General features: G+C 62.0%; 22 protein-coding genes and 1 pseudogene. 12 read left to right on the forward strand and 11 right to left on the reverse strand.

All coding sequences use genetic code 11. The annotated features are described in order from the left end of the window. Window positions 1-3: 3 nt before the first annotated feature. A complete protein-coding gene (locus KI243_RS14730; protein ID WP_177118964.1) occupies window positions 4-879 on the reverse strand; it encodes a CAP domain-containing protein in 876 nt (291 codons plus the stop codon). Between the two features lie 193 nt (window positions 880-1,072). Between KI243_RS14730 and KI243_RS14735 the strand changes: the two genes are divergently transcribed. Beyond that, the gene (locus KI243_RS14735) at window positions 1,073-1,693 is read left to right on the forward strand and encodes a cell wall hydrolase (RefSeq protein WP_177118965.1); all 621 of its coding nucleotides are present in this window, start codon (window positions 1,073-1,075) and stop codon (window positions 1,691-1,693) included. Window positions 1,694-1,824: 131 nt separating this feature from the next. After that, complete coding sequence (locus tag KI243_RS14740; RefSeq protein ID WP_177118966.1) at window positions 1,825-3,438, forward strand: methyl-accepting chemotaxis protein; 1,614 nt, start codon at window positions 1,825-1,827, stop codon at window positions 3,436-3,438. Window positions 3,439-3,469: 31 nt separating this feature from the next. Here KI243_RS14740 and yghX read toward each other — a convergent pair whose 3' ends face one another. Beyond that, window positions 3,470-4,357, reverse strand: coding sequence for a YghX family hydrolase (yghX, locus tag KI243_RS14745; protein ID WP_177082196.1), 888 nt, complete (start codon window positions 4,355-4,357; stop codon window positions 3,470-3,472). A gap of 229 nt (window positions 4,358-4,586) precedes the next feature. On the opposite strand from yghX, the gene KI243_RS14750 reads away from it, so the two are divergent. Continuing rightward, window positions 4,587-4,955 (forward strand): hypothetical protein, encoded by a 369-nt coding sequence (locus KI243_RS14750; RefSeq protein WP_177118967.1) that lies wholly within the window; start codon window positions 4,587-4,589, stop codon window positions 4,953-4,955. A 127-nt stretch (window positions 4,956-5,082) separates the two neighbouring features. Here KI243_RS14750 and pstB read toward each other — a convergent pair whose 3' ends face one another. The 4 genes from pstB to pstS all read right to left on the reverse strand — a co-directional run bounded on the left by pstB (window position 5,083) and on the right by pstS (window position 8,816). Beyond that, a complete protein-coding gene (gene pstB, locus KI243_RS14755) occupies window positions 5,083-5,862 on the reverse strand; it encodes a phosphate ABC transporter ATP-binding protein PstB (protein ID WP_017127421.1) in 780 nt (259 codons plus the stop codon). Next, window positions 5,862-6,734: a phosphate ABC transporter permease PstA gene (gene pstA, locus KI243_RS14760; protein WP_017127420.1), complete on the reverse strand. Its 873-nt coding sequence runs from the start codon at window positions 6,732-6,734 to the stop codon at window positions 5,862-5,864. The genes pstB and pstA overlap by 1 nt, the downstream gene beginning before the upstream one ends. After that, entirely contained in the window at window positions 6,731-7,726 is a 996-nt protein-coding gene (pstC, locus tag KI243_RS14765; RefSeq protein WP_177082198.1) for a phosphate ABC transporter permease subunit PstC, read from the reverse strand. The genes pstA and pstC overlap by 4 nt, the downstream gene beginning before the upstream one ends. A gap of 70 nt (window positions 7,727-7,796) precedes the next feature. Further along, window positions 7,797-8,816: a phosphate ABC transporter substrate-binding protein PstS gene (pstS, locus tag KI243_RS14770; RefSeq protein WP_103032562.1), complete on the reverse strand. Its 1,020-nt coding sequence runs from the start codon at window positions 8,814-8,816 to the stop codon at window positions 7,797-7,799. Between the two features lie 247 nt (window positions 8,817-9,063). Here pstS and KI243_RS33075 point away from each other — a divergent pair, with 247 nt between their 5' ends. Together KI243_RS33075 and KI243_RS14775 are read left to right on the forward strand one after the other, a co-directional pair. After that, window positions 9,064-9,195: a hypothetical protein gene (locus KI243_RS33075; protein ID WP_256351544.1), complete on the forward strand. Its 132-nt coding sequence runs from the start codon at window positions 9,064-9,066 to the stop codon at window positions 9,193-9,195. Between the two features lie 3 nt (window positions 9,196-9,198). Next, entirely contained in the window at window positions 9,199-9,381 is a 183-nt protein-coding gene (locus KI243_RS14775; RefSeq protein WP_017127416.1) for a DUF1289 domain-containing protein, read from the forward strand. Between the two features lie 54 nt (window positions 9,382-9,435). On the opposite strand, the gene KI243_RS14780 is transcribed toward KI243_RS14775, so the two are convergent. Continuing rightward, window positions 9,436-9,990 (reverse strand): UPF0149 family protein, encoded by a 555-nt coding sequence (locus KI243_RS14780; RefSeq protein ID WP_017127415.1) that lies wholly within the window; start codon window positions 9,988-9,990, stop codon window positions 9,436-9,438. A gap of 131 nt (window positions 9,991-10,121) precedes the next feature. Next, on the reverse strand, window positions 10,122-11,150 hold the full coding sequence (locus tag KI243_RS14785; RefSeq protein WP_212811069.1) for a D-cysteine desulfhydrase family protein: 1,029 nt from the start codon (window positions 11,148-11,150) through the stop codon (window positions 10,122-10,124). Between the two features lie 212 nt (window positions 11,151-11,362). Between KI243_RS14785 and KI243_RS14790 the strand changes: the two genes are divergently transcribed. The 4 genes and pseudogenes from KI243_RS14790 to KI243_RS14805 all read left to right on the forward strand — a co-directional run bounded on the left by KI243_RS14790 (window position 11,363) and on the right by KI243_RS14805 (window position 15,052). Further along, window positions 11,363-11,773, forward strand: coding sequence for a DUF485 domain-containing protein (locus KI243_RS14790; RefSeq protein WP_218643284.1), 411 nt, complete (start codon window positions 11,363-11,365; stop codon window positions 11,771-11,773). Between the two features lie 26 nt (window positions 11,774-11,799). Then, window positions 11,800-13,440, forward strand: a complete 1,641-nt coding sequence (actP, locus tag KI243_RS14795) for a cation/acetate symporter ActP (RefSeq protein ID WP_244861895.1) — start codon at window positions 11,800-11,802, stop codon at window positions 13,438-13,440. A 77-nt stretch (window positions 13,441-13,517) separates the two neighbouring features. Then, window positions 13,518-14,072 carry a cytochrome b/b6 domain-containing protein gene (locus KI243_RS14800; RefSeq protein ID WP_177082201.1) on the forward strand — a complete coding sequence of 185 codons (555 nt, stop codon included), beginning with the start codon at window positions 13,518-13,520 and terminating at the stop codon, window positions 14,070-14,072. An 84-nt stretch (window positions 14,073-14,156) separates the two neighbouring features. After that, window positions 14,157-15,052, forward strand: a pseudogene (locus tag KI243_RS14805) (nitronate monooxygenase). Here the strand turns inward: KI243_RS14805 and KI243_RS14810 are convergent. Continuing rightward, window positions 15,030-15,917, reverse strand: a complete 888-nt coding sequence (locus KI243_RS14810) for a LysR family transcriptional regulator (protein WP_042935891.1) — start codon at window positions 15,915-15,917, stop codon at window positions 15,030-15,032. The pseudogene KI243_RS14805 and the gene KI243_RS14810 sit on opposite strands and share 23 nt — an antisense overlap. 114 nt (window positions 15,918-16,031) lie before the next feature. Between KI243_RS14810 and KI243_RS14815 the strand changes: the two genes are divergently transcribed. Both KI243_RS14815 and KI243_RS14820 read left to right on the forward strand, forming a co-directional pair. Next, window positions 16,032-16,706, forward strand: a complete 675-nt coding sequence (locus KI243_RS14815) for an MOSC domain-containing protein (protein WP_212811071.1) — start codon at window positions 16,032-16,034, stop codon at window positions 16,704-16,706. Window positions 16,707-16,865: 159 nt separating this feature from the next. Beyond that, a complete protein-coding gene (locus tag KI243_RS14820) occupies window positions 16,866-18,383 on the forward strand; it encodes a CoA-acylating methylmalonate-semialdehyde dehydrogenase (protein ID WP_212811072.1) in 1,518 nt (505 codons plus the stop codon). A gap of 18 nt (window positions 18,384-18,401) precedes the next feature. Here KI243_RS14820 and KI243_RS14825 read toward each other — a convergent pair whose 3' ends face one another. Both KI243_RS14825 and KI243_RS14830 read right to left on the reverse strand, forming a co-directional pair. Continuing rightward, complete coding sequence (locus KI243_RS14825; protein WP_212811073.1) at window positions 18,402-19,415, reverse strand: aldo/keto reductase; 1,014 nt, start codon at window positions 19,413-19,415, stop codon at window positions 18,402-18,404. Between the two features lie 152 nt (window positions 19,416-19,567). Then, a complete protein-coding gene (locus KI243_RS14830; RefSeq protein WP_177118974.1) occupies window positions 19,568-20,881 on the reverse strand; it encodes an MFS transporter in 1,314 nt (437 codons plus the stop codon). A 158-nt stretch (window positions 20,882-21,039) separates the two neighbouring features. On the opposite strand from KI243_RS14830, the gene KI243_RS14835 reads away from it, so the two are divergent. Further along, entirely contained in the window at window positions 21,040-22,149 is a 1,110-nt protein-coding gene (locus KI243_RS14835; protein ID WP_017127405.1) for a sugar diacid recognition domain-containing protein, read from the forward strand. Window positions 22,150-22,152: the final 3 nt, after the last annotated feature.

Consider the following 22,152-nt stretch of genomic DNA (forward strand, 5'->3'; position numbering starts at 1 on the left):
GGTCTACTGGCTGCCGAACAGGCTGGTCCAGTAGATCCCCGAGTCACTCTTCGGGTCGACCGCGTAGGCGGCGCCCAGGTCGTGGAATTGCGGATTCATCAGGTTGGCGCAGTGGCCGGGACTGGCGAGCCAGCCGTCGACCACCTTGCGCCCGCTGTCCTGTCCGGCGGCGATGTTCTCGCCGATCCGCTGGGCGATATAGCCCGCCAGTTCGGCCCGGTCGCCCGGGGTATGGCCGTCGCGATCCTGGTGATCGAAGAAGTTGTTGTTGGCCATGTTGCGGCTATGGCTTTCGGCGGCCGTTGCCAGCAGTGCATTCCACACCAGCGGCGTGGTCGCGGCGAAGGCCTGGGCGCCACATTGGCGCGGCTGGGCGCGGGCACTGTTGATCAGCTCCAGCAGCTTCTGGCCTTCGGCCTGGGTATCGCCGAGGCGGGCGGTCAGCAGCGGGCGGGCGAGGACGATCCGCCACTCGTTGCCCTGGCGACTGACACCGATATCGACGAATTGCGGGTCCAGTACCACCCGGCAGAAGCTTTCCTGCACCGCCTTCATGGCCGCGCTGGCATCGCGGGGCCCGGACAGGCTGATTGCCTGCACATTGACCATCGGGTACGCGGCCCGCGCCAGCGCCTGTTGCAGGTCGCCGGCGTTGTCGGGCGGCAGGACCAGGCGCGGGTCGGCGGCCAGCGGGGGCAACTCCAGGGAGGCCTGGTTGCCGCAGCGTTGCACCTGGCCACGGTAGCTGTTGATCGACTGCAGCAGTTGCGTTTCTTCGCTGGCCAGGGCGCTGTTGCTCAGCGTCAGGCCCAGGGTCAGGCCAAGCACGAGGCCGGCAAGCGGTACGGCAGAACGCAGGGTGGAAAACAGGACGCGCATGGATATTTCCCTCGAACGGACTGCGCACATGATGCGCGATAGTGCCCCATGGCAGGCAAGGCCTTTTATCTCGGGCGGAGCGGGGAATGATTTGTCCGCGCCGAGGTCAAATCGGCCAGCCAGCCTCGGATAATCTGCCCGGCCGCGGCGCGGTGACACTCCCTGGGCAGGGTTCATTCAACAGGATCGGACCATGCGCCCTATCTGGATTGCCGGCTGTCTCGCGACGGCTCTTGCCACGGGATCGGCCATCGCGGCCGAGCCGGAACCGAAACCGGAAGTCGCCATCGACAAGGCGCAGGTCCTGGAGCAGAAAGCTGCCGACAAGGAGAGCCCGGCGGCAGAGCCCAAGGCGCCGACCCTGACCAAGGTCGAGGCGCAAGTCGTGGACCCGGCGGGCGACGCGGCGGTGGCCGACACCATTACCTGCCTGTCGCGGACCATCTACTGGGAAGCCAAGGGCGGTCAGCCGGCCGATATGGAAGCGGTCGCCAGCGTGGTGTTGAACCGCCTGGGCCATGAAGGCTTTCCCGCGACGATCTGCGAGGTGGTCAAGCAGGGTTCCGAGAAGAAAGCCTGCCAGTTTTCCTGGTGGTGCGACGGGCGTTCGGACGAGGTGCAGGAGGAGGACCGCTACACGGTCGCCAAGGAAATCGCGCGCAAGGCCCTCAACCAGCAACTCAAGGATCGCACCCACGGCGCCATGTACTTTCATGACCGCAGCGTGACCCCGGACTGGGTCAAGCAGTACATCAAGACCGCCGAGACCGACAAGTTCCTGTTCTACAAACCCCGGGACGACAAGGCGAAATGACTTCCGCCGCCTCGATAACGGCGGCCAATCCGTGGAAATAGGCTTAAATAAGCGACAGGCGGGGCCGATAACCTTTTCACGCAGGTAGTCGGCGCCCGTCGCTGGTGGGTTGCCTCACGGAGAGTTTTACCATGTCCATAAAATTGCGCTTGTTCCTGCTGATCGGCACCAGCCTGCTCACCGTGCTGGTCATGAGCCTGGCCAGCTACCTGGGCAATGTGCGGATGGCGAGCGCGACGGATGACAGCCAGGTCAGCATGACGGCCCTGCGCAATCACCTCGAAGGCGACATGATGCATGACGCCCTGCGTGCCGATGTCCTGTCGGCGATGCTCGTCGGATTGGAAAAAAGCACCAGTAGCAAGGCCGAGGTGCGCAGTTCCATCGCCGAGCACGCCACGCATTTTCGCGAAGTGCTCGACGAAAACCTCAAGCTGCCGGTCAACGACAGCCTAAAGGCGGCTCTGAACAAGATCAAGCCGAGCCTTGAAACCTATATCAATGCCGCCGAGCATATCGTCGGGCTGGCGCTCGACAACCCGCAGAGCGCCCAGCAGCAACTGGCTTCGTTCAACGCGGCGTTCAGCCAGCTGGAGGACGAGATGTCCAGCCTCAGCGGCCTGATCGAGTCGAATGCGCAATCGACCGGGGAGGGCACCCAGCGGACGATCAGCCACGCCAACCTCACCCTCGCCGGTGTCCTGGTCGCTGGTTTGCTGTTGCTGCTTGTCCAGGGTTACTGGGTCATTCGCAGCATCATGGGGCCGTTGCAGTCCGCCAGCCGGATTGCCGAGCGGATTGCCCATGGCGACCTCAGCGAAGCCATTGTCGAACCCCGGCAACGGGACGAAGCCAGCCTGCTGATTCGCAGCCTGGCGACCATGCAGCGGGACCTGCGCAGCATGATCGAGGTGGTCCGCGGCAACGCCCATGGCGTCAGCGGCATGAGCCAGCAACTGAGTAATGGCTGCCACCAGGTGGCGGGCAGCAGCCAGCAGCAAAGCGATGCGGCCAGCACCATGGCGGCGGCGGCCAGTGAGATGACCGCGAGTATCGAAGAGATTACCCGCCATGCCGAGCGGGCCCTGGGCATGGCCAACCAGGCCGAGGCGCTGGCCAAGGACGGTGGCCGGGTGATTCACCAGGTGGTCAGCGACATGGACGAGATTGCCCGTTCGGCGCAGCAGTCGGCCCAGGTGATCCGTACGTTGGACAAGGAGTCCGAGGGGATTTTCAGCATTATCCAGGTGATCAAGGGCATTGCCGACCAGACCAACCTGCTGGCGCTCAACGCCGCCATCGAGGCCGCCCGGGCCGGTGAACAGGGTCGCGGCTTCGCCGTGGTCGCCGACGAGGTGCGCAGCCTGGCCGGGCGCACCAGCGCTTCAACCCAGGAAATCGCCAGCATGGTCGCACGCATCCAGCAAAGCACGCGCGAGGCGGTCACCAGCATGGAGGCGGGTGTTGCCCAGGTCGACCGGGGCATGGCCGTGACCGCCGATGTCGAACGCGCCATCCGCGAGATCCTCGACGCCACGCTCAATACCAGCCAACTGGTCAACGATATCTCCCGCACGATTGGCGAGCAGAGCCTGGCCAGCAATGAAATTGCCCATCAGGTGGAAATGATTGCCGATATGTCGGTGGGCAACAGCCGGGTGATCGGCGAGACCGCCGCGACCACCGATCAGCTGTCCGCCCTGGCCGGGCAGCTTTCGCAATCGGTGGATCGCTTTCGTCTTTGATCAGGCGCGCGCCGGCTGAGCGGCCGGCGCCTCAAGCCAGGTAGCGACGGAACCACGCCACTGTCCTGTCCCACGCGAGCTTGGCCGCCGCTTCGTCGTAGCGGGGGGTCGAGTCGTTGTGGAAACCGTGATTGACTCCCTGGTAGATATGCACTTCATAGGTCTTGCCGGCGGCCTTCAGGGCCTGTTCGTAGGCCGGCCAGCCGTCGGTGATGCCCTTGTCCAATTCGGCGTAGTGCAGCAACAGCGGCGCCTTGATCCTGGGCACGTCCTCGGCCTTGGGCTGACGGCCATAGAAGGGCACCGCCGCACTCAGCTCGGGATAGGCCACGGCCGCCGCATTGGCAACCCCGCCGCCGTAGCAGAACCCGGTGATCCCGACTTTGCCGGTGGTCGCGCCATGGCTCATCAACCACTCGATGGCGGCGAAGAAGTCGTTCATGAGTTTCTCGGGGTCGACGCTCTTTTGCAGGGCCACGCCTTTCTCGTCGTTGCCGGGATAGCCACCGACCGATGACAGGCCATCGGGCGCCAGGGCGACGAAGCCGGCCTTGGCGACACGCCGGGCGACGTCCTCGATATAGGGGTTGAGTCCGCGATTCTCATGCACCACCACCACCGCCGGTACCTTGCCCGTGGCCTTGGCCGGCCGGACCATATAGGCGCGGACCTGCTGGTGGCCCTTGGGCGACGGGTAGGTGATGTATTCGGCGACGATATCCGGATCGGTAAACGGCACCTGCTCGGCCAGCGCATAGTCCGGGCTCAGCGCCGCCAGCACACTGGCGGCCGCCATGCCGCCAAGGGTGAATTTTGCCGCGCGGTCGAGAAACTCCCGGCGATTGATCCTGCCGTGGACGTAGTAATCGTAGAGTTCGAGCAGTTCAGGGGCAAAGTCCTTCGCGGTGAGACGTGCCATCGGTGCGCTACCTTTCGAGTGGATCGAGGAACCGATCCGCGCCGCCTCGCGGCGCGAATCGACTGGGCCTGGAATGGACTCATTAAAGCAGCCTTTGGCCGTTGCGAACATGCGAGTGTTGAGCAACTTTTAAAGTTTCCACTTATACAGACCTGTCATTTCTGACAGTAGTCACCCTGGTATTTATAGCATAGCCTCAATACAGGTGCCCCTCTCAAGATACTTGGAAATGCGAAAGTGGATTGATATCTGGCCAGTTGCTATGAACTGGATCGGTGGCATCGTGCTGAGCAACAGAAAGTCGAATTTAAAAAAATCAATGGAGATTCATGTCATGAGTAAATCAGAACAAATCGCTCCAACACTAACCTTTGATCCACCAAGACCTGCCGCCGGCAGTCGAGCCAAAGTCAGCAGTCCGCATCTTCGCGGCCTCACTGGGTTGAGGTTTCAAGCGAACGACAAGTATGAAACTGTACCCGTTGTCCCTCTAGGCAACGGCGAATATGAGTTTACAGCGCCTCAGTACGCCGGAGGCTTTCTGATCCTGGCTGTGTTCGAGTCAACAACCCCAATTGCCAATCTGATGGTTACATAGATTATTCATATGTTTGATTTTACTCAGATGCAACCATTGCCCTCAGAGGGCAATGGTCTGGAGTTGTCGGTGGCCGAATTATTCTTTATCCATGTGCCATTTTTATTTCGAATGTGAGAACGACCGATTATCCAAACCGTCCGGTGATGTAGTCTTCGGTCTGTTTCATTTTCGGGTGGGTGAAGATCGAATCGGTCTCGTCATGCTCGATCAGTTCGCCCATGAACATGAACGCCGTGTAGTCCGATACCCGGGCTGCCTGCTGCATGTTGTGGGTGACGATGATCACCGTGTACTGCTCTTTCAACTCGGTGATCAGTTGCTCGATGCGCCCGGTGGAAATCGGGTCGAGGGCCGAGGTCGGTTCGTCCAGCAGCAGCACCTGCGGGCGCAGGGCGATGGTGCGGGCGATGCACAGGCGCTGTTGCTGGCCGCCGGAGAGACCTTGCGCGCTCTGCTTGAGCTTGTCCTTGACCTCGTTCCACAGCGCCGCGCCGTGCAGGGCCTGTTCGACCCGCTCATCCATTTCGTGGCGCGACAGCTTTTCGTGGTGGCGCACGGCGTAGGCGATGTTTTCGTAGATCGACATCGGAAACGGCACCGGCTTCTGGAACACCATGCCGACATGGCTGCGCAGGCGGTTCATCGAATAGCCGGGGGCGAGGATGTTCTCGCCGTTGAGCAGCACTTCGCCGCGCGCTTCCTGCTTCGGGTACATCGCGTAGATACGGTTGAACACCCGCAGCAGGGTCGATTTGCCACAACCGGAAGGCCCGATGATCGCCGTGATGCGTTTCTCCGGGATATCCATGTCGATGGACTTCAGCGACCGCTGGTTGTTGTAGAAAAACTCCAGGCCACGAACACGGATCTTGGTGTTCTCGCTGGCAAGGTCACGGGTCTTCATCAGGTCAGCCTATTGCGCAAAAGGATCAATCGGGAAAGCAAACTGAGCAGCAGTACGAACAGGGTCAGCACCAGGGCGCCGGCCCAGGCGAGGGAGTGCCAGTCTTCGAACGGGCTCATGGCGTACTGGAAGATCACCACCGGCACGCTGGCGATCGGCTTGAGCAGGTTGCTGCTCCAGAACTGGTTGCCGAAGGCGGTGAACAGCAGCGGGGCGGTTTCGCCGGTGATGCGCGCCAGGGCCAGCAGCACCCCGGTGACGACGCCGGCCTTGGCCGCGCGCAGGACGATCTGCAGGGTCAGTTTCCACTGCGGTACGCCCAGGGCCAGGGCCGCCTCGCGCATGGTCGAGGGTTGCAGCTGGAGCATTTCGTCGGTGGTCCGCACCACGACCGGAATCACCAGCAGGGCGAGGGTCAGGGCCCCGGCAATGGCGGAGAAACCGACCTGGTGGTTGGTCAGCAGGTTCAACGGCAGGATCACCGCGGTGTAGACGAACAGGCCGAGTACGATCGACGGCGCCGAGAGCAGGATGTCGTTGATGAAACGCACGATGCTGCCCAGGCGCGAGTGCCGGGCGAACTCGGCCAGCCAGACCCCGGCCATCAGGCCGATCGGGGTGCCGATCAGCAGGGCGATCGCCGACATCAGGGCACTGCCGTAGAAGGCATTCGCCAGGCCGCCTTCGCTGCCCGGTGGTGGTGTCATATCGGTGAACAGACGCAGGTTGAGGGCCTGGAAGCCATTGATGATGGTGGTCAGCAGGATCCACACCAGCCAGGTCAGGCCGAACAGCGTGGCGCCGCAGCTCAGGACCATCGCCAGACGGTTCTTGAAGGCGCGGGCCCGGTAAAGACGCTCATTGCCCGTCATAGACCTTCCTTGCGTGAGAGTCGCATGAGCATCAGTCGCGCTAATGCCAGGACGATAAAAGTGACGATGAACAGCAGGAAGCCCAGGGCGATCAGCGCCGAGCGATGCAGGTCGGTATAGGCTTCGCTGAATTCGTTGGCGATGATCGAGGCGATGGAACTGCTCGGCATCAGCAGCGAGGCCGAGAACTGTTGGGCATTGCCCAGTACGAAGGTCACCGCCATGGTTTCGCCCAGGGCCCGGCCGAGGCCGAGGAACACCCCGCCGACCACCGCCGAGCGGGTGTACGGCAGGACGATGTCCCAGACCACTTCCCAGGTGGTGCCGCCCAGGGCATAAGCGGACTCCTTGAGGGTGGTGGGAACGCTGCGAAACACCTCATGCATCACCGAGGTGATGAAGGGCATGATCATGATCGCCAGGACGATGCCGGCGGTCAGCATGCCGATGCCCAGGGGCGGGCCCTGGAACAGCGGGCCGATGCCCGGCAAGGCGCCGAGGTAGTCATTGATCCACGGCGACAGGTGATCGGCCATGAACGGGCCGAACACGAACAGACCCCACATGCCGTAGATGATCGAGGGAATCCCGGCCAGCAGCTCGACGGCGGAGGCCACGGGCATGCGCAGCCAGGGCGGCGCAACTTCGGTGAGGAATATCGCGATGCCGAAGCTGACGGGCACCGCGATCAGCAAGGCCAGGAAAGAGGTCACGAGGGTGCCGTAGATCGGCACCAGCGCGCCAAAGTGATTATTGACCGCATCCCATTCGGTGCTGGTCAGGAAGTCGAGACCAAAGGTCTTGAAGGCGAGGCTGCCGCCCCACAGGGTCGAAGCCGCGATGCTTGCCAGGAGTACCAGCACCAGCATGGCGGCGCCGAACATGGTTCGCTTGAACCACAGGTCATGACGCTGGTCGCGGGCGGCCCGGCCATCACTGGCCGTATCGCTGCTGTAGGTGGACAGGGCCAGGGGCTGGACGGTGTCGTTCATTATTACTCTGCTCAAGTCCCGTCATCCGACCGCTGGCGGCCGGACGACGAGAGGTTTCAGGCGGGCTGGATCAATGGGTGAAGTCGGATTTCCAGTAGCCTTCGATGCGCTTGACCAGCGAATCGGGCAGGGCTACGTAGTCCAGCGAGGCCGCTTGTTGCTGGCCGTTTTCGAGGGACCACTTGAAGAAGTTGAAGGCGGCCGCGCTCTGCTCGGCATTCTTCGGCTGCTTGTACATGATGATCCAGGTGGTCGCGGTGATCGGCCATGCGGCGTCGCCCGGAGCGTTGGTCATGATCAGGTTGAAGTCCTTGGCGCTGGACCAGTCGGCGGTATCGGCGGCGGCCTGGAAGGCCTTGGCGTTAGGCTGGACGAACTTGCCGGAGGCGTTCTTCAACTGCGCGTGGGTCATCTTGTTCTGCAGGGCGTAGGCGTATTCGACGTAGCCGATCGAGTTCTTGATCTGCTTCACGTAGGCCGAGACACCCTCGTTGCCCTTGCCACCCACACCGACCGGCCAAGGCACGGTGGTGCCGAAGCCGATCTTGGCTTTCCAGTCGGCGCTGGCTTTGTCCAGGTAGTTGGTGAAGTTGAACGAAGTGCCCGAGCCATCGGAGCGGTGCACGACGGTGATCTTCGCGTCAGGCAGTTTCAGGCCCGGGTTGAGGGCGACGATGGCCGGGTCGTTCCAGGAACTGATGGTGCCCAGGAAGATCTTCGCCAGGGTTTCGCCGTCGAGCTTGAGTTGGCCGGCAGCGACGCCTTCGATGTTCATCACCGGCACGATGCCGCCGATCACGCTGGGGAACTGGCCCAGGCCACCGGCCTTGAGTTCGTCAGCCGACAGGGGGGCGTCGGAAGCGCCGAAGTCCACGGTCGCGGCCTTGATCTGGGCGATACCGCCACCGGAGCCGATGGACTGGTAGTTGATGCGGTTGCTGGAGGTCTTGCTGTAGTCCTGGGACCATTTGGACAGCACCGGAAAGACGAAGCTGGAGCCGGCACCGGTCACGTCGGTGGCATGAGCAACGCCGCTCAGGCAGAGAGAAGCCAGCAGGACCGACAGGCGTTTTTTTGTCAGCAAAATCACGGCAATACCTCGATGCACAGGGTTGGGTGAAAGGGTTCATAAGTCAGACTGATAGCGATTTAATGCCTGAAATATTTCTTTCTGATGACATGAAGAAATATTTAGTAATGGTGGGATTGTTGCGATCTACGTGGTTTTGATATTTGGAAATGGCGTAGCAAGGCATTCCACAGGTGGCGTGGCGCCATGACGATTGTCGGTAGCGTATGATGGGCGTTTTGATGTCGTTCGCCACAAGGATTCATCGATGTTGCCGAGTAAACGCGACCAGGCCCGTACCGAGGGGCTGATGGTCGCCACCCTGACTGCAGCCTGCCCGCGCGACAATCCCGGAAACTGGCGGCCGCGCCTGGCGCGCAAGCGTCCCGGGCGAGGCTAAGGCATGGCCAAGGAGATCGATAATCCCTGTATTTCAGTGTGCCAGCTCAGCGGCGAGCTGTGCGTCAGCTGTGGCCGCACCAAGGACGACATCCGCAAATGGAAGCGCATGAAGCGGCCAGAGAAGATGGCCGCCGTTCAGAGGGCGAAACTGCAAATGAGAAGCCTGCAGAAAAAGAATGCCTGAGGGCACCTGCAGGCTGTCCGCTGGCCGGCGGCCAGTATGGGTGAAGAAATCTGCTCAGCGCCGCCCGGCCCAGTAGTCATGCAGTCCGCGTGCTGCCGGTTCGATCGCGGCAACGCGCTGGCGGTGCAGCGGCACATCGAAGTTGGCCGGCAGTTCGAAATTATCCTGTTCCGCGCAGAAACTGATCGCGTCCAGCCACTGTGCCTGGGCGGCCGGCAATTCGGGCCATTGGCTGACCCCGATGCCGCGCAGGTAGCCGAAGCACCACTCTTCGGCCAGGACCAGCGGTTGCCCCTGGTGTTCGGTTTCTTCGAAGCGGGCCTTGAAGGCTGCGGCATCTGTCGCCAGTTGGGTGGCCCGGGCATTCATGTGGCGCACGCTCAGGTCGATGAACTGCTTGCACTCCTGTGGACTCTCCCAGGCCGGGTTCTGCCCACCCCAGATGGCCGGGAACCATTCGGCGATATCCACCCGGGTCGGGCCGGAGACCAGCGCGGTGAGGTAGCCGTCGAGCTCGGAAGGATTGAGTACGCTGTGATCGTCGCCGTACTTGAGCAGGGTGTCCTCGATAAATTCGAAGTCGGCGTCGTTCAGTGGCAGGTCGTGCATGGGGCGTGTCCTTGGCGTGTCGGGCGCGGTAAAGCCGGCGCCGCGCTGGAAAAAGGCGCGCAGGATGGCGCTTTCGGCAGAATTTATCCAGCACCGCAGACCGGGACTTTACCGCCGAGGAACGCCGTGGGTCAGCCGTAGGCTGTGCGGTAGGCGAAAATGCCCGGTATGCCGCCGGTCATGATGAACAGGATATTGCTGCCCGGCGAATGCTCGCCGTCGGCGACCGATTGCAGCAGTCCGGCGAATGCCTTGCCGCCATAAACCGGATCGACCAGCAAGCCTTCCCGGGTCGCCAGGGTCCGGGTTGCCGCCTGCATCGCCTGGGTCGGGGCGCCGTATGAGGCGCCTCTTTGCGAGTCATCGATATGAATCGCGTCGTGGGGCAGATCGGCATCGCTGTCGAGCAGTTCGAGCACCTGGCGGGTTTTCTCCAGGGTCGTCTCGCGCGATTGTTCCGCGGTACCCAGCACCGAGTATCCCTTCACGCGGATCGGCGAGGCGGCGACGACAAGACCCGCCAGCAGACCGGCATGGGTGCCGCTGCTGCCGTTGGGGACAACGATCTGGTCAAACTCGACCCCGAATGCATGGCTCTGCGCGAGCAGTTCGGCCGCGCCTGCGGCGTAGCCGAGACAGCCCACGGGACTGGAGCCGCCGAGGGGCATGAGGAAGGGTTTTCTGCCTTGGCGCCGGAGTTGTTCGGCGAGTTCCCGGGCATGGGTTGCAGGTGTCGCGCCTGCGGGCAGAGGCTGGACAGTCGCGCCAAAGAGATCGTTCAGCAGCACGTTTCCATTGAGTTGGTAATCGTCATCCCCGCGAACCTGGGAGGGGCTCAGGATCAATACGCAATGCAGTCCATGGCGGGCGGCGACCGCCGCGGTGAGCCTGGCGTTATTGGATTGCGGCCCGCCCCAGGTGATCAGCGTGTCGGCGTCTTGCGCAAGCGCCTGTCCCAGCAGGAATTCGAGTTTGCGCAGCTTGTTGCCGCCACCGCCGAGGCCCATCAGGTCATCGCGTTTTACATAGAGATTGCAGCCCTTGAGCGCCGGCATCGCACTCAGCCGTGAAAGCTTCTGAATCGGGGTGGGGCCATCGAGCAGCGTCACGCGGGGGAAGGCGGACAAGGCCGATTGCAGAATATCGAGGGTACGCGCCATGCAGATCTACCTCATGAATAAAACGGTCACCGCAACAGCGCAGGCGTTTTCATGGGCAAATTATATTGATGGCTGGAATCTGGATAAATGTTGGCGCGGAAACATGAGTTGATACTTGGTGTAAGCAATCACGGAACTTTCAAGTTCTGTTTCACTGAAAACGATCAAAGCCATCATGAATAATCATTTTACATGATTTGCCGCCGGGTCCTATGTTGAGCGGGCAGATAAACCGTAGCCAGTGGCGGATCGAGCCATCGAGTCCGAGGCTGCGGAACAATAACTTCCCACAGCACCCCGGAGTCAACGTGAATATCCAGACTGAATCAATAAGAATTCGGAACCACCCTCGTTACAAGGATTTGGTATCACGGCGGCGAAAGTTCCTGGTTTCTCTCACGACGGCCACGCTCGTCCCCTTTTGTCTGTTCATCCTCGTGGCGGCTTTTATGCCACAACTTCTCGCAAGGAAGATTTCCGCTACCAGCATCATCAACATTGGTTGGCCGCTCGGATTGGCGTTTATCGTGGGGGCCTGGTTGCTGACGGGCCTCTATATCCTGCGGGCCAATGGCGAGTTCGACGAGCTGACCGCCGAGATTCGCCAGGGAGCCGAGCAATGAGCCGCCTCTTGCAGTCTCTCGGCCTGATGAGCTTTCTGTGCGCGGCGGGCAATGCCCATGCGGCGGACGCGTTGCAGGGCGTCGACAGGCAGCCGGTCAACCTCACCGCCATTGCGATGTTCCTGGTCTTCGTCGTCGCGACGCTGGGGATCACCTACTGGGCGTCAACCAAGACCCGGTCCATGGATGACTTCTATAACGCCGGTGGCGGCATCACCGGGTTCCAGAACGGCCTGGCGCTGGCCGGTGACTACATGTCGGCGGCGGCGTTGCTGGGGGTCACCAGCATGATCTACTTCAACGGCTTTGATGGTCTGATCTACTCCATCAGTTTCTTCGTGGCCTGGCCGCTGCTGCTGTTTCTGTTTGCCGAGCGCATCAGGAACCTGGGGCGCATCACCATTGCCGACATTGCCTCCTTCCGGCTGGATCAGCGACGCATCCGCACGTTGACGGCCTTTGGTTCGCTGACCGTGGTGTGCTTTTACCTGGTGGTGCAGATGGTCGGGGCCGGGCAACTGATCCAGTTGCTCTTCGGTCTTCCCTATAACTATGCGGTCATCGCCGTCGGCTTGCTGATGGCGGTGTACGTCACCTTTGGCGGCATGGTCGCCACCACCTGGGTGCAGATCGTCAAGGCCGGGCTGCTGCTGTTGGGCGGGGTCGTGCTGGCGGGCCTGGCGTTGAGCCGGTTCGGATTTTCCCTGGAAACGCTGTTCCAGCAAGCTGTTGCCGCTCATCGCGAGGGGGAGCACATCCTGTTGCCCAGCAAACTGGTCGCGGATCCCCTCGCGCTCGTTTCCCTGGCGGTCGGACTGGTCTTCGGCACAGCCGGCCTGCCGCATATCCTCATGCGTTTCTTCACCGTTCCGGATGCCAAGGAGGCGCGCAAGTCGGTGTTTGTCGCCACGGGTTTCATCGGTTTCTTCTACGTGATCGTGGCGTTGCTGGGGTTGTCTGCCATCGTGATCGTCGGCCAGGATCCGGCTTTCTTCGAGAACGGCAACCTGGCCGGGAAACTCATCGGCGGCGGAAACATGCCGGTGATGCACCTGGCCAGGGCGGTGGGGGGCGACCTGCTGCTCGGTTTCATCTCTGCCGTGGCCTTCGCCACGATCCTGGCGGTGGTGTCCGGGCTCACGATGGCCGGCACTTCGGCGATCTCCCACGACCTGTATGTCATGGTGTTCAAGAACAACCGCGCGGATGCCGTCGATGAACGACGCGTTTCGCGGATCGCCTCCGTGTGCATCGGCATCGTTGCGGTGGTGCTGGGCATCGTTTTCAAGGACCAGAATATCGCCTTCCTGGTCGCCCTGACCTTTGGGGTGGCGGCGTCGGTCAACTTCCCGATCCTGGTGCTTTCGATGTATTGGCGGGGCCTGACGACGCGTGGTGCGCTGATGGGCGGATTGGCCGGCCTGGTGAGCGCGGTCGGGCTGGTGATCCTGTCTCCGGCGGTCTGGGTCAAGGTGCTGGGCAATCCCACGGCGATCTTCCCCTTCGACTATCCCGCGATCATTTCCATGAACGTCGCGTTCTTCTTCACCTGGTTCGGCTCGGTCACCGATCGCAGTGCCGGGGCCGTCATCGAGCGGGGGCTGTTCGACGATCAGGTGGTTCGCGCCCAGACCGGCATCGGCGCAACCAGGGCAGTCAGCCACTAAGGCACGGACCAGGCGGTTTGGGCCGTTATCCGGACCGCCTGTGGGTTATCCATACAACTGACAATAAGGAGTCGGTCATGCAATTGCGCGACAATGGCTTGAGGTTTTCGCCCATTACAATCGTTCTGCACTGGGTGGTGGCGGTAGCGCTGCTGTTGATCCTGTGCCTGGGCCTGACCATTTCCCGGGTATCCGACAGTGCGCTGCAAGTGGAACTTGTCCGGGTTCAGAACCTGCTGGGCCTGGTTCTTTTCCTGGTATCGCTCTATCGCTTCTGGGCCAGAATCACTTCCTATCATCCTCTGCCCACGGGTACACCCAATCCCATCGAGTTGATCATCAGTCGATCGGTGGCCGTCGCGCTGGCCCTGGCGATGGTGTTGTTGCCGATCGCCGTCTGGGCAAGTCGATCAGCGGCGGGAGAAGTTGTCGGTTTGCCTGGAGGCTTCTCGATTCCCGCACTTATTCCCGTCAATGAAGAAGTCAGGCATGTCATCGATGTGCTCTTCAATATCGGCGCGTCGGCGTTTCTTGCGGGCCTGGCATTGCATGTCTTCGGCGCGGTCAAGAATCACATCCAGCTGAAAAACAATACGCTGAAGCGGATGCTTGGAAAAAAGGTGGAGTTGTGAATCATGAATAAAGTCGACTTTGATTTTTCCGGCAATGCAATCACCCAACTCTGCGGCGTTCGTTATCCGATCTTTCTCGGTGGCATGGCGGCCATTTCCGGCCCCGAACTGGTTGCCTCGGTGGCGAACGCCGGCGGGATGGGGGTTCTTGGCGGGCTCAGGCTGGCGCCATCGGTCCTGCGTCGCTGGATCCACGAGACACGCGCACTGACCGACCGGCCTTTTGGCGTCAATCTCGTCCCGCAGTTTGGTGGCCCCGACGTATTCGAAGCGCAGTTCCAGGTGCTCCTGCAGGAAAGGCCCCGGCTGCTGTCGCTGTTTTATGCCGAGGATTACGCCGCCGATATGATCCCCCGGGCGAAGGCCGCCGGGATGCGGGTGATGGTGCAGGTGGGCTCGATAGCGCTGGCCAGGCAGGCCATCGAGCAAGGGGCTGACATCATCGTGGCACAGGGCAGCGAAAGCGGCGGGCACCTGAATCGGGGCACGATCGGGATCATGTCGCTGTTGCCGGCGCTGGTTGCCGTCGCGCAGGGGCGGCCGGTACTGGCCGCCGGGGGATCGTCACCGGCGAGGATGTCCGCGCCATGCTCTCGCTGGGCGCGGCGGGGGTTGTCGTCGGCACGGCTTTTGTCGCCTGTAACGAGTCCAATGCCCATGAGCTCTACAAGCAGAAGATTGTCGAGGCGACCGCGGATGATACCGAGTACCGCACCGGCTATTCCTTTGGCTGGACGTACGGGACACCGCACCGGGTCATTGCCAATCGTGACAAATGGAATCCGTTGCGCCTGATGGGCGGGGGCGCCCGCAAGATCGATCCGCCACGCATGGCCAGGAAGCTATCGCTGTATGCCGGCCAGGGGGTGGGGAAAATCCATCGTGTCGGGCCCGCGGCGGATCGCATGGCCGTGCTGGTCGAGGGGCTGGCGCCCGCTGATCAGGCGCCGGTCAGGCTTACTGAATCGTTGGCCGGTTGATGTGCTCCTGCGCCAGTTCGATAAAGGCGCTCAGGGCAGAGGTGAGCATGGTATCGCTGCGACGGATGAAGACCGTCGAGACGTTGGCGAATTCGGCCGGCAGCGTGTGGCAGTGAATGGCATGCCGCACGCTGCAGCTCTCGGCGATGGCCCTGGGCAGGAGGGTCACGCCCATGCCCGCCGCCACGCATGAGAGGATGCCGTCGAGTGTGCCCAGCTCCATGATCTGGTTGGGCACCAGGCCGACCTGATAGAACCAGTTCTCCAGGGTCGAGCGATAGAAACAGCCGGTGCGGAAAACCAGCACGGTTTGCTGGGGCATCTGTTCGATCAGCGTTGCCAGCGAGTCGAAGTGGCTGCTACTGACCAGCACCAGTTCCTCTTCGAATGCGACGTCCTGTGCCAGGGCCGAATTCTGGTGGAACCCGCCAACGAAAGCGCCGTCGAGCCGATGGGTCTCGATGGCCTTGATCAGCTCGGCGGTTGTGCCGGTCAGCAGGGAAAGCCGTACCTCGGGAAAACGCTCGCGGTAGCGGGTCAGGACTTGCGGCAGGCGGATCGCCGCGGTGGTCTCCATCGATCCCAGTCGCAGCATTCCGCTCGGCACGCCGGTATCCATCAGGGCGCTGCGACTTTCATCCGTGAGTTGCAATATGCGTCGGGCATAACCGAGGAATGTTTCACCGGCTGAAGTCAGGACTACACCACTTTTCTTGCGAATGAACAGATCCCGATTAAGTTCGGTTTCAAGTTCTTTCACCCGCATGGTGACATTGGACTGGACGGTATTCACGTTGATTGCCGCCGCGGTAAAACTGCCAAGCTCCGCAACCGCACAGAAAATCTTCAGCTGGCGCATTTCCATAAGTAATGTCACCTATTATTAGAAGTGATGGATGTCATCACTATCCATCAATTTACTAGATTGATGGTGATTAGTAAAGTGCCGGAAAACAGGGGCGAGGCGGGCAGTTAAAAGATGAAACTGACTTCGAAAATCGAAAGTATCTTTGCCGGCGGAACAGGGACTTTACAGCCCGAAGGGCAGCGCAGCGGAATCTTCAAACGAAGAGTGACGGGCCCGGTCCGCGTGGATATCCAGGGCATCGTGGGTGACGAGCACGCGGATACCCGGGTGCATGGCGGGCCGGAAAAGGCCGTTCATCAATATGCGATGGAAAACTATGCACGATTGGCACTGGCTTATCCGCAAAGTGTGGAGGAGTTGAATCCCGGCAGTCTGGGAGAAAACATCTGTGCGGTGGAACTGAGCGAAAGAAATGTGCATATCGGCGATGTTTTCCAGATGGGCGGTGCAGTCTTGCAGGTGTCGCAACCGCGCAGTCCGTGCTGGAAGATCAATCATCGTTTTGGCGTCGAACAGATGTCGATGTTTGTGGCCCATGAGCGAATTACCGGCTGGTATTACCGGGTGCTCGAACCCGGGATTATCCGCGAAGGCGACGTGATCGAACTTGTGCAGCGGCAAACGGATCGGTTTTCCATCGACAGGTTCTGGGAAGTGCAACTGTCTCATCGGCCGCTGATAGAGGAGTTGCTGGCGTTGGCCGCGATTCCCGGGCTGGCCGGGGACTGGCAGCGACGGTTGGCCGAAAGGGCGAAATGGCTGGGCCAGAAACTTCATGATAAGTGATCGAATGAATCATTAATCATCATTTTACATGATCTGGCGTGGCTCCTATGTTGTCTTCGCGGGGCACTCCGACGAACCGGGTCGCCATTGACCGGGCGTTTCGCCGGAAGACCGCCTCGCTGTTTCCAACAAGAAACCACCACACAGGGGACTCCCGTCATGAGCAATCAGCCAGCCGATATCGCCCATTACATTCATGGTCGCGTGATGCCAGGTACTTCCGGGCGCACGCAAAACGTCACCAACCCCGCCACCGGATCGGTGACCGGCAGGGTGGCCCTGGCCTCGTCGCAAGAGGTCGATGCCGCGGTGCGGTCCGCGGCCGCTGCGTTTGCGGCCTGGTCGAACCTGCCGGCCCTGCGTCGTTCGCGGATCATGTTCAAGTTTCTCGACCTGCTCAACAAGAACCGCGACACGCTGGCCCGGATGATCACCGCCGAACACGGCAAGGTTTTCACCGATGCCCAGGGTGAAGTCACCCGCGGTATCGAAGTGGTCGAGTTCGCCTGTGGCATCCCTCAACTGCTCAAGGGCGATTACTCCGAGCAGGTCTCCACCAACATCGATAACTGGACCGTGCGCCAGCCCCTGGGCGTGGTTGCAGGCATAACGCCCTTCAACTTCCCGGTGATGGTGCCCATGTGGATGTTCCCGGTGGCCATTGCCTGCGGCAATACCTTTGTCCTCAAGCCCAGCCCCATCGATCCCACACCGGCCTTGCTGATCGCCGAACTGTTCAAGGAGGCCGGGCTGCCGGACGGCGTGTTCAACGTGGTGCAGGGCGACAAGGAAGCGGTGGACGCGCTGCTGGAGCATCCGGAAGTCAGGGCCGTGAGCTTCGTCGGCTCGACGCCGATCGCCAACCATATCTACGAGACCGGCGCGCGCCACGGCAAGCGTGTCCAGGCCCTGGGCGGCGCGAAAAACCACATGGTGGTCATGCCCGACGCCGATATCGACCAGGTCATCGATGCGCTCATGGGCGCGGCGTTCGGTTCGGCAGGGGAGCGCTGCATGGCCATCTCGGTCGCCGTGCTGGTGGGAGATGTTGCCGACAGGCTGATGCCGCGACTGGTCGAGCGCACGGAGACGCTGAAGATCCTCGATGGCATGAACCTGGCCGCCGAAATGGGGCCGATCGTCTCGCAGGTGGCGCGCGAGCGTATCACCGGCTACATCGAGCAGGGCATCCGGGAAGGTGCGCAGTTGCTGGTCGACGGTCGTGGCTTTGATGGCCGGCAAGCCGGAGACAACTGTGAAAACGGTTTCTGGCTCGGCGGCACCGTGTTCGATCACGTCACACCCGAGATGAAGATCTACCGGGAGGAAATCTTCGGCCCGGTGCTCGCCTGTGTACGGGTGAAGGACTTTGCCGACGCGGTGGAACTGATCAATGCCCACGAGTTTGGCAACGGCACGGCCTGCTATACCCGCGACGGTCATGTCGCCCGCGAGTTCGCCCGGCGGATCCAGGTCGGCATGGTCGGCATCAACGTGCCGATTCCCGTGCCCATGGCCTGGCACGGGTTCGGTGGCTGGAAGCGTTCGCTGTTCGGTGACATGCATGCCTATGGTGAAGAAGGCGTGCGCTTCTACACCAGGCAGAAATCGATCATGCAGCGCTGGCCGAACAGCATCGCCAAGGGGGCCGAATTCGCGATGCCGACTTCCCAGTAGCCGGCTCGCCCGGACAGGTTACTGATTCAGCGGCTTGCGTCCGGAAACGAAGTGGCTGACATCGTTGAAGCCCGGCGTCGAGGCATGCCCCGGCGTCACCAGCGAATCGATAAAGGCTTCATCCTCGGCGCTGATCTGTACCGCCAGCGCCTTGGTGTAGCTGTCCCACTGTGCTTCGGTGCGCGGACCGACAATCGCCGAGCTGACCGCCGCGTTGTTCAGGACCCAGGCGATGGCGAATTCGACAATGCCCACGCCGCGGCCCTGGGTGTATTGCTGGATCTGCTGGGCGATGCGCAGGGACTCCGGTCGCCATTCGGTTTCCAGGATCCGTTTGTCCTGGCGGCCGGCGCGGCTGTTGGCGTCCGGCGCGACATCCGGCGCGTACTTGCCGCTGAGCACGCCACGGGCCAGCGGGCTGTAGGGCACCACGCCGAGACCGTAGGCCGCGGCGGCGGTGATCTGCTCGGTCTCGGCCTGGCGGTTGACGATGTTGTACAGCGGCTGGCTGATCACCGGCCGGTCGACCCCGAGCCGTTCGGCCACGCGGATCACTTCGGCGATGCGCCAACCGCGATAGTTCGACAGGCCCCAATGGCGGATCTTGCCCTGGCGCAGCAGGTCGCCGATGGCCGATACGGTGACCTCCAGCGGGGTATTGTGGTCCTCGCGGTGCAGGTAGTAGATATCCAGGTAATCGGTGCCGAGGCGGGTGAGGCTGGCCTCGATGGCATTGAAGATGTGTTTGCGGCTCAGGCCGCTGCGGTTCGGTACGCCATCCGCCGGGCCGATGGCGACCTTGGAGGCGATGATCCAGTCGTGCCGGTGGCGGGCCACCCCTTCACCGACGATTTCCTCCGAACGCCCGGCGTTGTAGACGTCCGCGGTGTCGATGAAATTGACGCCCTGGTCCCAGGCCTTGTCGATGATCCGCAGGGAGGTTTCGGTATCGGTCTGTTCGCCGAACATCATGCTGCCCAGGGTCAGCGTGGAAACCTTGAGCCCGGACTGGCCGAGGGTGCGATAACTCATGATTGTCGTCCTTTTGCGCTGACGGAAAAGTCTCAATCAGATACCAGAAGCCCGTCGCCGGGCAATCCCTCAATTATCTTGCCAATATCTGACGGTGCGTGGACCTGATAACGGGCGATGCCGGTTACCAGGTCCTTTTCATGGCGTGGGGATTACTGGGCGCGCAGGCCGCGGGTCATGCGCAGGGCCAGCAGGCTGCCGCCGACGATCACGGCCGCCAAGACATACAGCGCGGCGTCGGTGGAGCCGCTGGCATCCTTGACCCAGCCGACCAGGTACGGGCTGAGGAAACCGGCCATCTGGCCCATCGAGTTGATCAAGGCCAGCCCGCCGGCGGCGGCACCGGCACTGAGCAGGGCGGTCGGCACCGGCCAGAACATCGGCAGGCCGGTGAGGGCGCCCATGGTGGCGATGGTCAGGCCGAGAATGGCGATGGCCGGGTGGGTGGCGAAGTTGACCGCGATCAGCAGGCCGATGGCGCCCATCAGCATCGGCACCACCAGGTGCCAGCGACGCTCCTTGCGCAGGTCGGCGGAGCGTCCCACCAGCAGCATGAACACCGCCGCCAAAAGGTAAGGAATCGCGCTGAGCCAGCCGATCACCAGGTTGTCGCTGAAACCGAGGTTCTTGATGATCGACGGCAGCCAGAAGTTGATGGCGTAGACGCCGCTCTGGATGCAGAAATAGATCAGGCCGAACGCCCAGATGGCCGGGTTCTTGAACACCTCGCCGAGGGAGTCGCTGACGGTTTTCGGCTTGTTGGCGGCATCGATCGCCTGGTCGGCTTCGAGCACCGCGCGCTCTTCGGCGGTCAGCCACCTGGCGTTGGCGAACTTGTCCGCCAGCAGGAAGAACGCCGCGACACCCAGCAGTACGGTGGGGATGCCCTGCAGCAGGAACATCCACTGCCAGCCGGCGAGGCCGCCCTGGCCGGCGGCGAAGTGGTTGAGGATCCAGCCGGAAAACGGGCTGCCGAGCAGGCCGGAAACCGGGATCGCCGACATGAACAGGGCCATGATGCGACCGCGCCGGAAGCTCGGGAACCACTGCGAGAGGTACAGCACCACGCCCGGGAAGAACCCGGCTTCCGCGGCACCGGTGAACAGTCGCAGGGTGTAGAACTGGGTTGGCGTGGTGACGAACAGCAGGCAGGTCGACAACAGGCCCCAGGTGATCATCATCAGTGCGATCCAGCGCCGTGGACCGAAGCGGTTCAGGGCCAGGTTGCTCGGTACGCCGCACAGCACGTAGCCGATAAAGAAGATCCCGGCCCCGAGGCCGTAGACGGTTTCACTGAATTTGAGGGCGTCGAGCATCTGCAGCTTGGCGAATCCAACGTTGACCCGGTCGAGGTAGTTGAACAGGTAGCAGATGAAGATGAAGGGGATCAGGCGCAGGGTGATGCGCTTGTATACGGCATTTTTCAAGTCAGCGGTGGCCTGGGGCAACGCGGCGCTCTGTGACATGGCGGTCTCTCTTTATTATGATTTTTTGCGATGCAAGGGTAACGTTGATCGCCCTGTGAGTCTCGGCCACCCCGGGGCCTGCTGTCTTTGTGCCGGTGCACAGGGTTTGCCGGTGTACCCTGTGCCACTGAACAATCTAGACCAAGGACCCGCTCCCCATGTTCGAACTGGACCATGACCTCGCGCAGGATATCGTCGACCGCACGATGGCGATCCTGCCCTACAACGTGAATGTCATGGACAGCCAGGGCCTGATTCTCGGCAGTGGCGAGAAGGAGCGGGTCAACACCCGGCACGAAGGGGCACAGCTGGTACTGGCCAATGGGCGGGTGGTGGAGATCGATGTACAGACGGCCAAGCACCTCAAGGGCGTGCAACCGGGGATCAATCTGCCGCTGCTGCACGATCAGCGGCTGATCGGCGTGCTGGGTATCACCGGCGACCCGGATCAGTTGCGCACCTATGCCGAGCTGGTACGCATGACCGCCGAAATGCTGGTGGGCCAGCGCCATCAGCAGGCCGAGCAGCAATGGCGGCGCCAGCGCAGCGATGACCTGCTGGCCCTGCTCCTGGGCGATGCCGGGGATTCGCCGCGGCTGGTCGACGAAGCCCGGCAGATGGGGCTCAAGCCGCAGTTGCCGCGCATTCCGTGCCTGTTCGAACTGGAGCCGGGGCAGAACGTCGACGCGTTGATTACCTGGCTGCAGTCGCGATACCCCGACAGTTGGTGTGTCAGTGCCTCGGAGTCGTCATTGCTCTGGTGCCGTCCGGCGACGGTGGCACTGGATGAGCTGCGGTTGCTGGAGAAGCTCGACGGCCAGGGCTGGAAAGTCCTGCGACTCGCCCAGGGCGGACAGGCCGATGGCCTGGCGGGATTGCGCCGTTGTTATCGGCGGGTCAGCGACCTGCTGGCCTACGGTCGCGATGTGGTGCCGCTGACCCGCGTGTTGCAGCTCAACCGCTATCGTCTGCCGGTGATGCTCTGGCGGCATCGTGACGACGATGCCCTGGAGGAACTGCTCAAGCCCTTGCGCAGGGTGATCGCCAAAGATGGCAACGGCCAGTTGCTCTCGACCTTGCGCAGTTGGTGCGAGCACGATGGCCAGAGTCATGCCTGCGCCGAAGCCCTGGGCATCCATCGCAACAGCCTGCGCTATCGCATGGAGCGTATCGCCGAACTCAGCGGCGTCGATCCGTTACGCCTGGACGGGATGCTGGCGTTGTACCTGGGCGTGCAGTTGCTGCCGCACGACGAGCCGGGTTTGTAGAAA

The organism is Pseudomonas sp. Ost2, assembly GCF_018326065.1.
GTDB classification, from domain to species: Bacteria; Pseudomonadota; Gammaproteobacteria; order Pseudomonadales; family Pseudomonadaceae; genus Aquipseudomonas; species Aquipseudomonas gingeri.

Coding starts and splice junctions, on each gene's coding strand:
- actP (WP_244861895.1), top strand. CDS start 11,800: ATGAGCTTTCTGTGCGCGGCGGGCAATGCCCATGCGGCGGACGCGTTG.
- KI243_RS14790 (WP_218643284.1), top strand. CDS start 11,363: ATGTTGAGCGGGCAGATAAACCGTAGCCAGTGGCGGATCGAGCCATCG.
- KI243_RS14740 (WP_177118966.1), top strand. CDS start 1,825: ATGTCCATAAAATTGCGCTTGTTCCTGCTGATCGGCACCAGCCTGCTC.
- yghX (WP_177082196.1), bottom strand. CDS start 4,357: ATGGCACGTCTCACCGCGAAGGACTTTGCCCCTGAACTGCTCGAACTC.
- KI243_RS14815 (WP_212811071.1), top strand. CDS start 16,032: ATGAAACTGACTTCGAAAATCGAAAGTATCTTTGCCGGCGGAACAGGG.
- KI243_RS14775 (WP_017127416.1), top strand. CDS start 9,199: ATGGCCAAGGAGATCGATAATCCCTGTATTTCAGTGTGCCAGCTCAGC.
- KI243_RS14835 (WP_017127405.1), top strand. CDS start 21,040: ATGTTCGAACTGGACCATGACCTCGCGCAGGATATCGTCGACCGCACG.
- KI243_RS14800 (WP_177082201.1), top strand. CDS start 13,518: ATGCAATTGCGCGACAATGGCTTGAGGTTTTCGCCCATTACAATCGTT.
- KI243_RS14825 (WP_212811073.1), bottom strand. CDS start 19,415: ATGAGTTATCGCACCCTCGGCCAGTCCGGGCTCAAGGTTTCCACGCTG.
- KI243_RS14830 (WP_177118974.1), bottom strand. CDS start 20,881: ATGTCACAGAGCGCCGCGTTGCCCCAGGCCACCGCTGACTTGAAAAAT.
- KI243_RS14785 (WP_212811069.1), bottom strand. CDS start 11,150: ATGGCGCGTACCCTCGATATTCTGCAATCGGCCTTGTCCGCCTTCCCC.
- KI243_RS14735 (WP_177118965.1), top strand. CDS start 1,073: ATGCGCCCTATCTGGATTGCCGGCTGTCTCGCGACGGCTCTTGCCACG.
- KI243_RS33075 (WP_256351544.1), top strand. CDS start 9,064: ATGTTGCCGAGTAAACGCGACCAGGCCCGTACCGAGGGGCTGATGGTC.
- KI243_RS14730 (WP_177118964.1), bottom strand. CDS start 879: ATGCGCGTCCTGTTTTCCACCCTGCGTTCTGCCGTACCGCTTGCCGGC.
- KI243_RS14820 (WP_212811072.1), top strand. CDS start 16,866: ATGAGCAATCAGCCAGCCGATATCGCCCATTACATTCATGGTCGCGTG.
- KI243_RS14750 (WP_177118967.1), top strand. CDS start 4,587: ATGCGAAAGTGGATTGATATCTGGCCAGTTGCTATGAACTGGATCGGT.
- pstC (WP_177082198.1), bottom strand. CDS start 7,726: ATGAACGACACCGTCCAGCCCCTGGCCCTGTCCACCTACAGCAGCGAT.
- KI243_RS14780 (WP_017127415.1), bottom strand. CDS start 9,990: ATGCACGACCTGCCACTGAACGACGCCGACTTCGAATTTATCGAGGAC.
- pstB (WP_017127421.1), bottom strand. CDS start 5,862: ATGAAGACCCGTGACCTTGCCAGCGAGAACACCAAGATCCGTGTTCGT.
- pstA (WP_017127420.1), bottom strand. CDS start 6,734: ATGACGGGCAATGAGCGTCTTTACCGGGCCCGCGCCTTCAAGAACCGT.
- KI243_RS14810 (WP_042935891.1), bottom strand. CDS start 15,917: ATGGAAATGCGCCAGCTGAAGATTTTCTGTGCGGTTGCGGAGCTTGGC.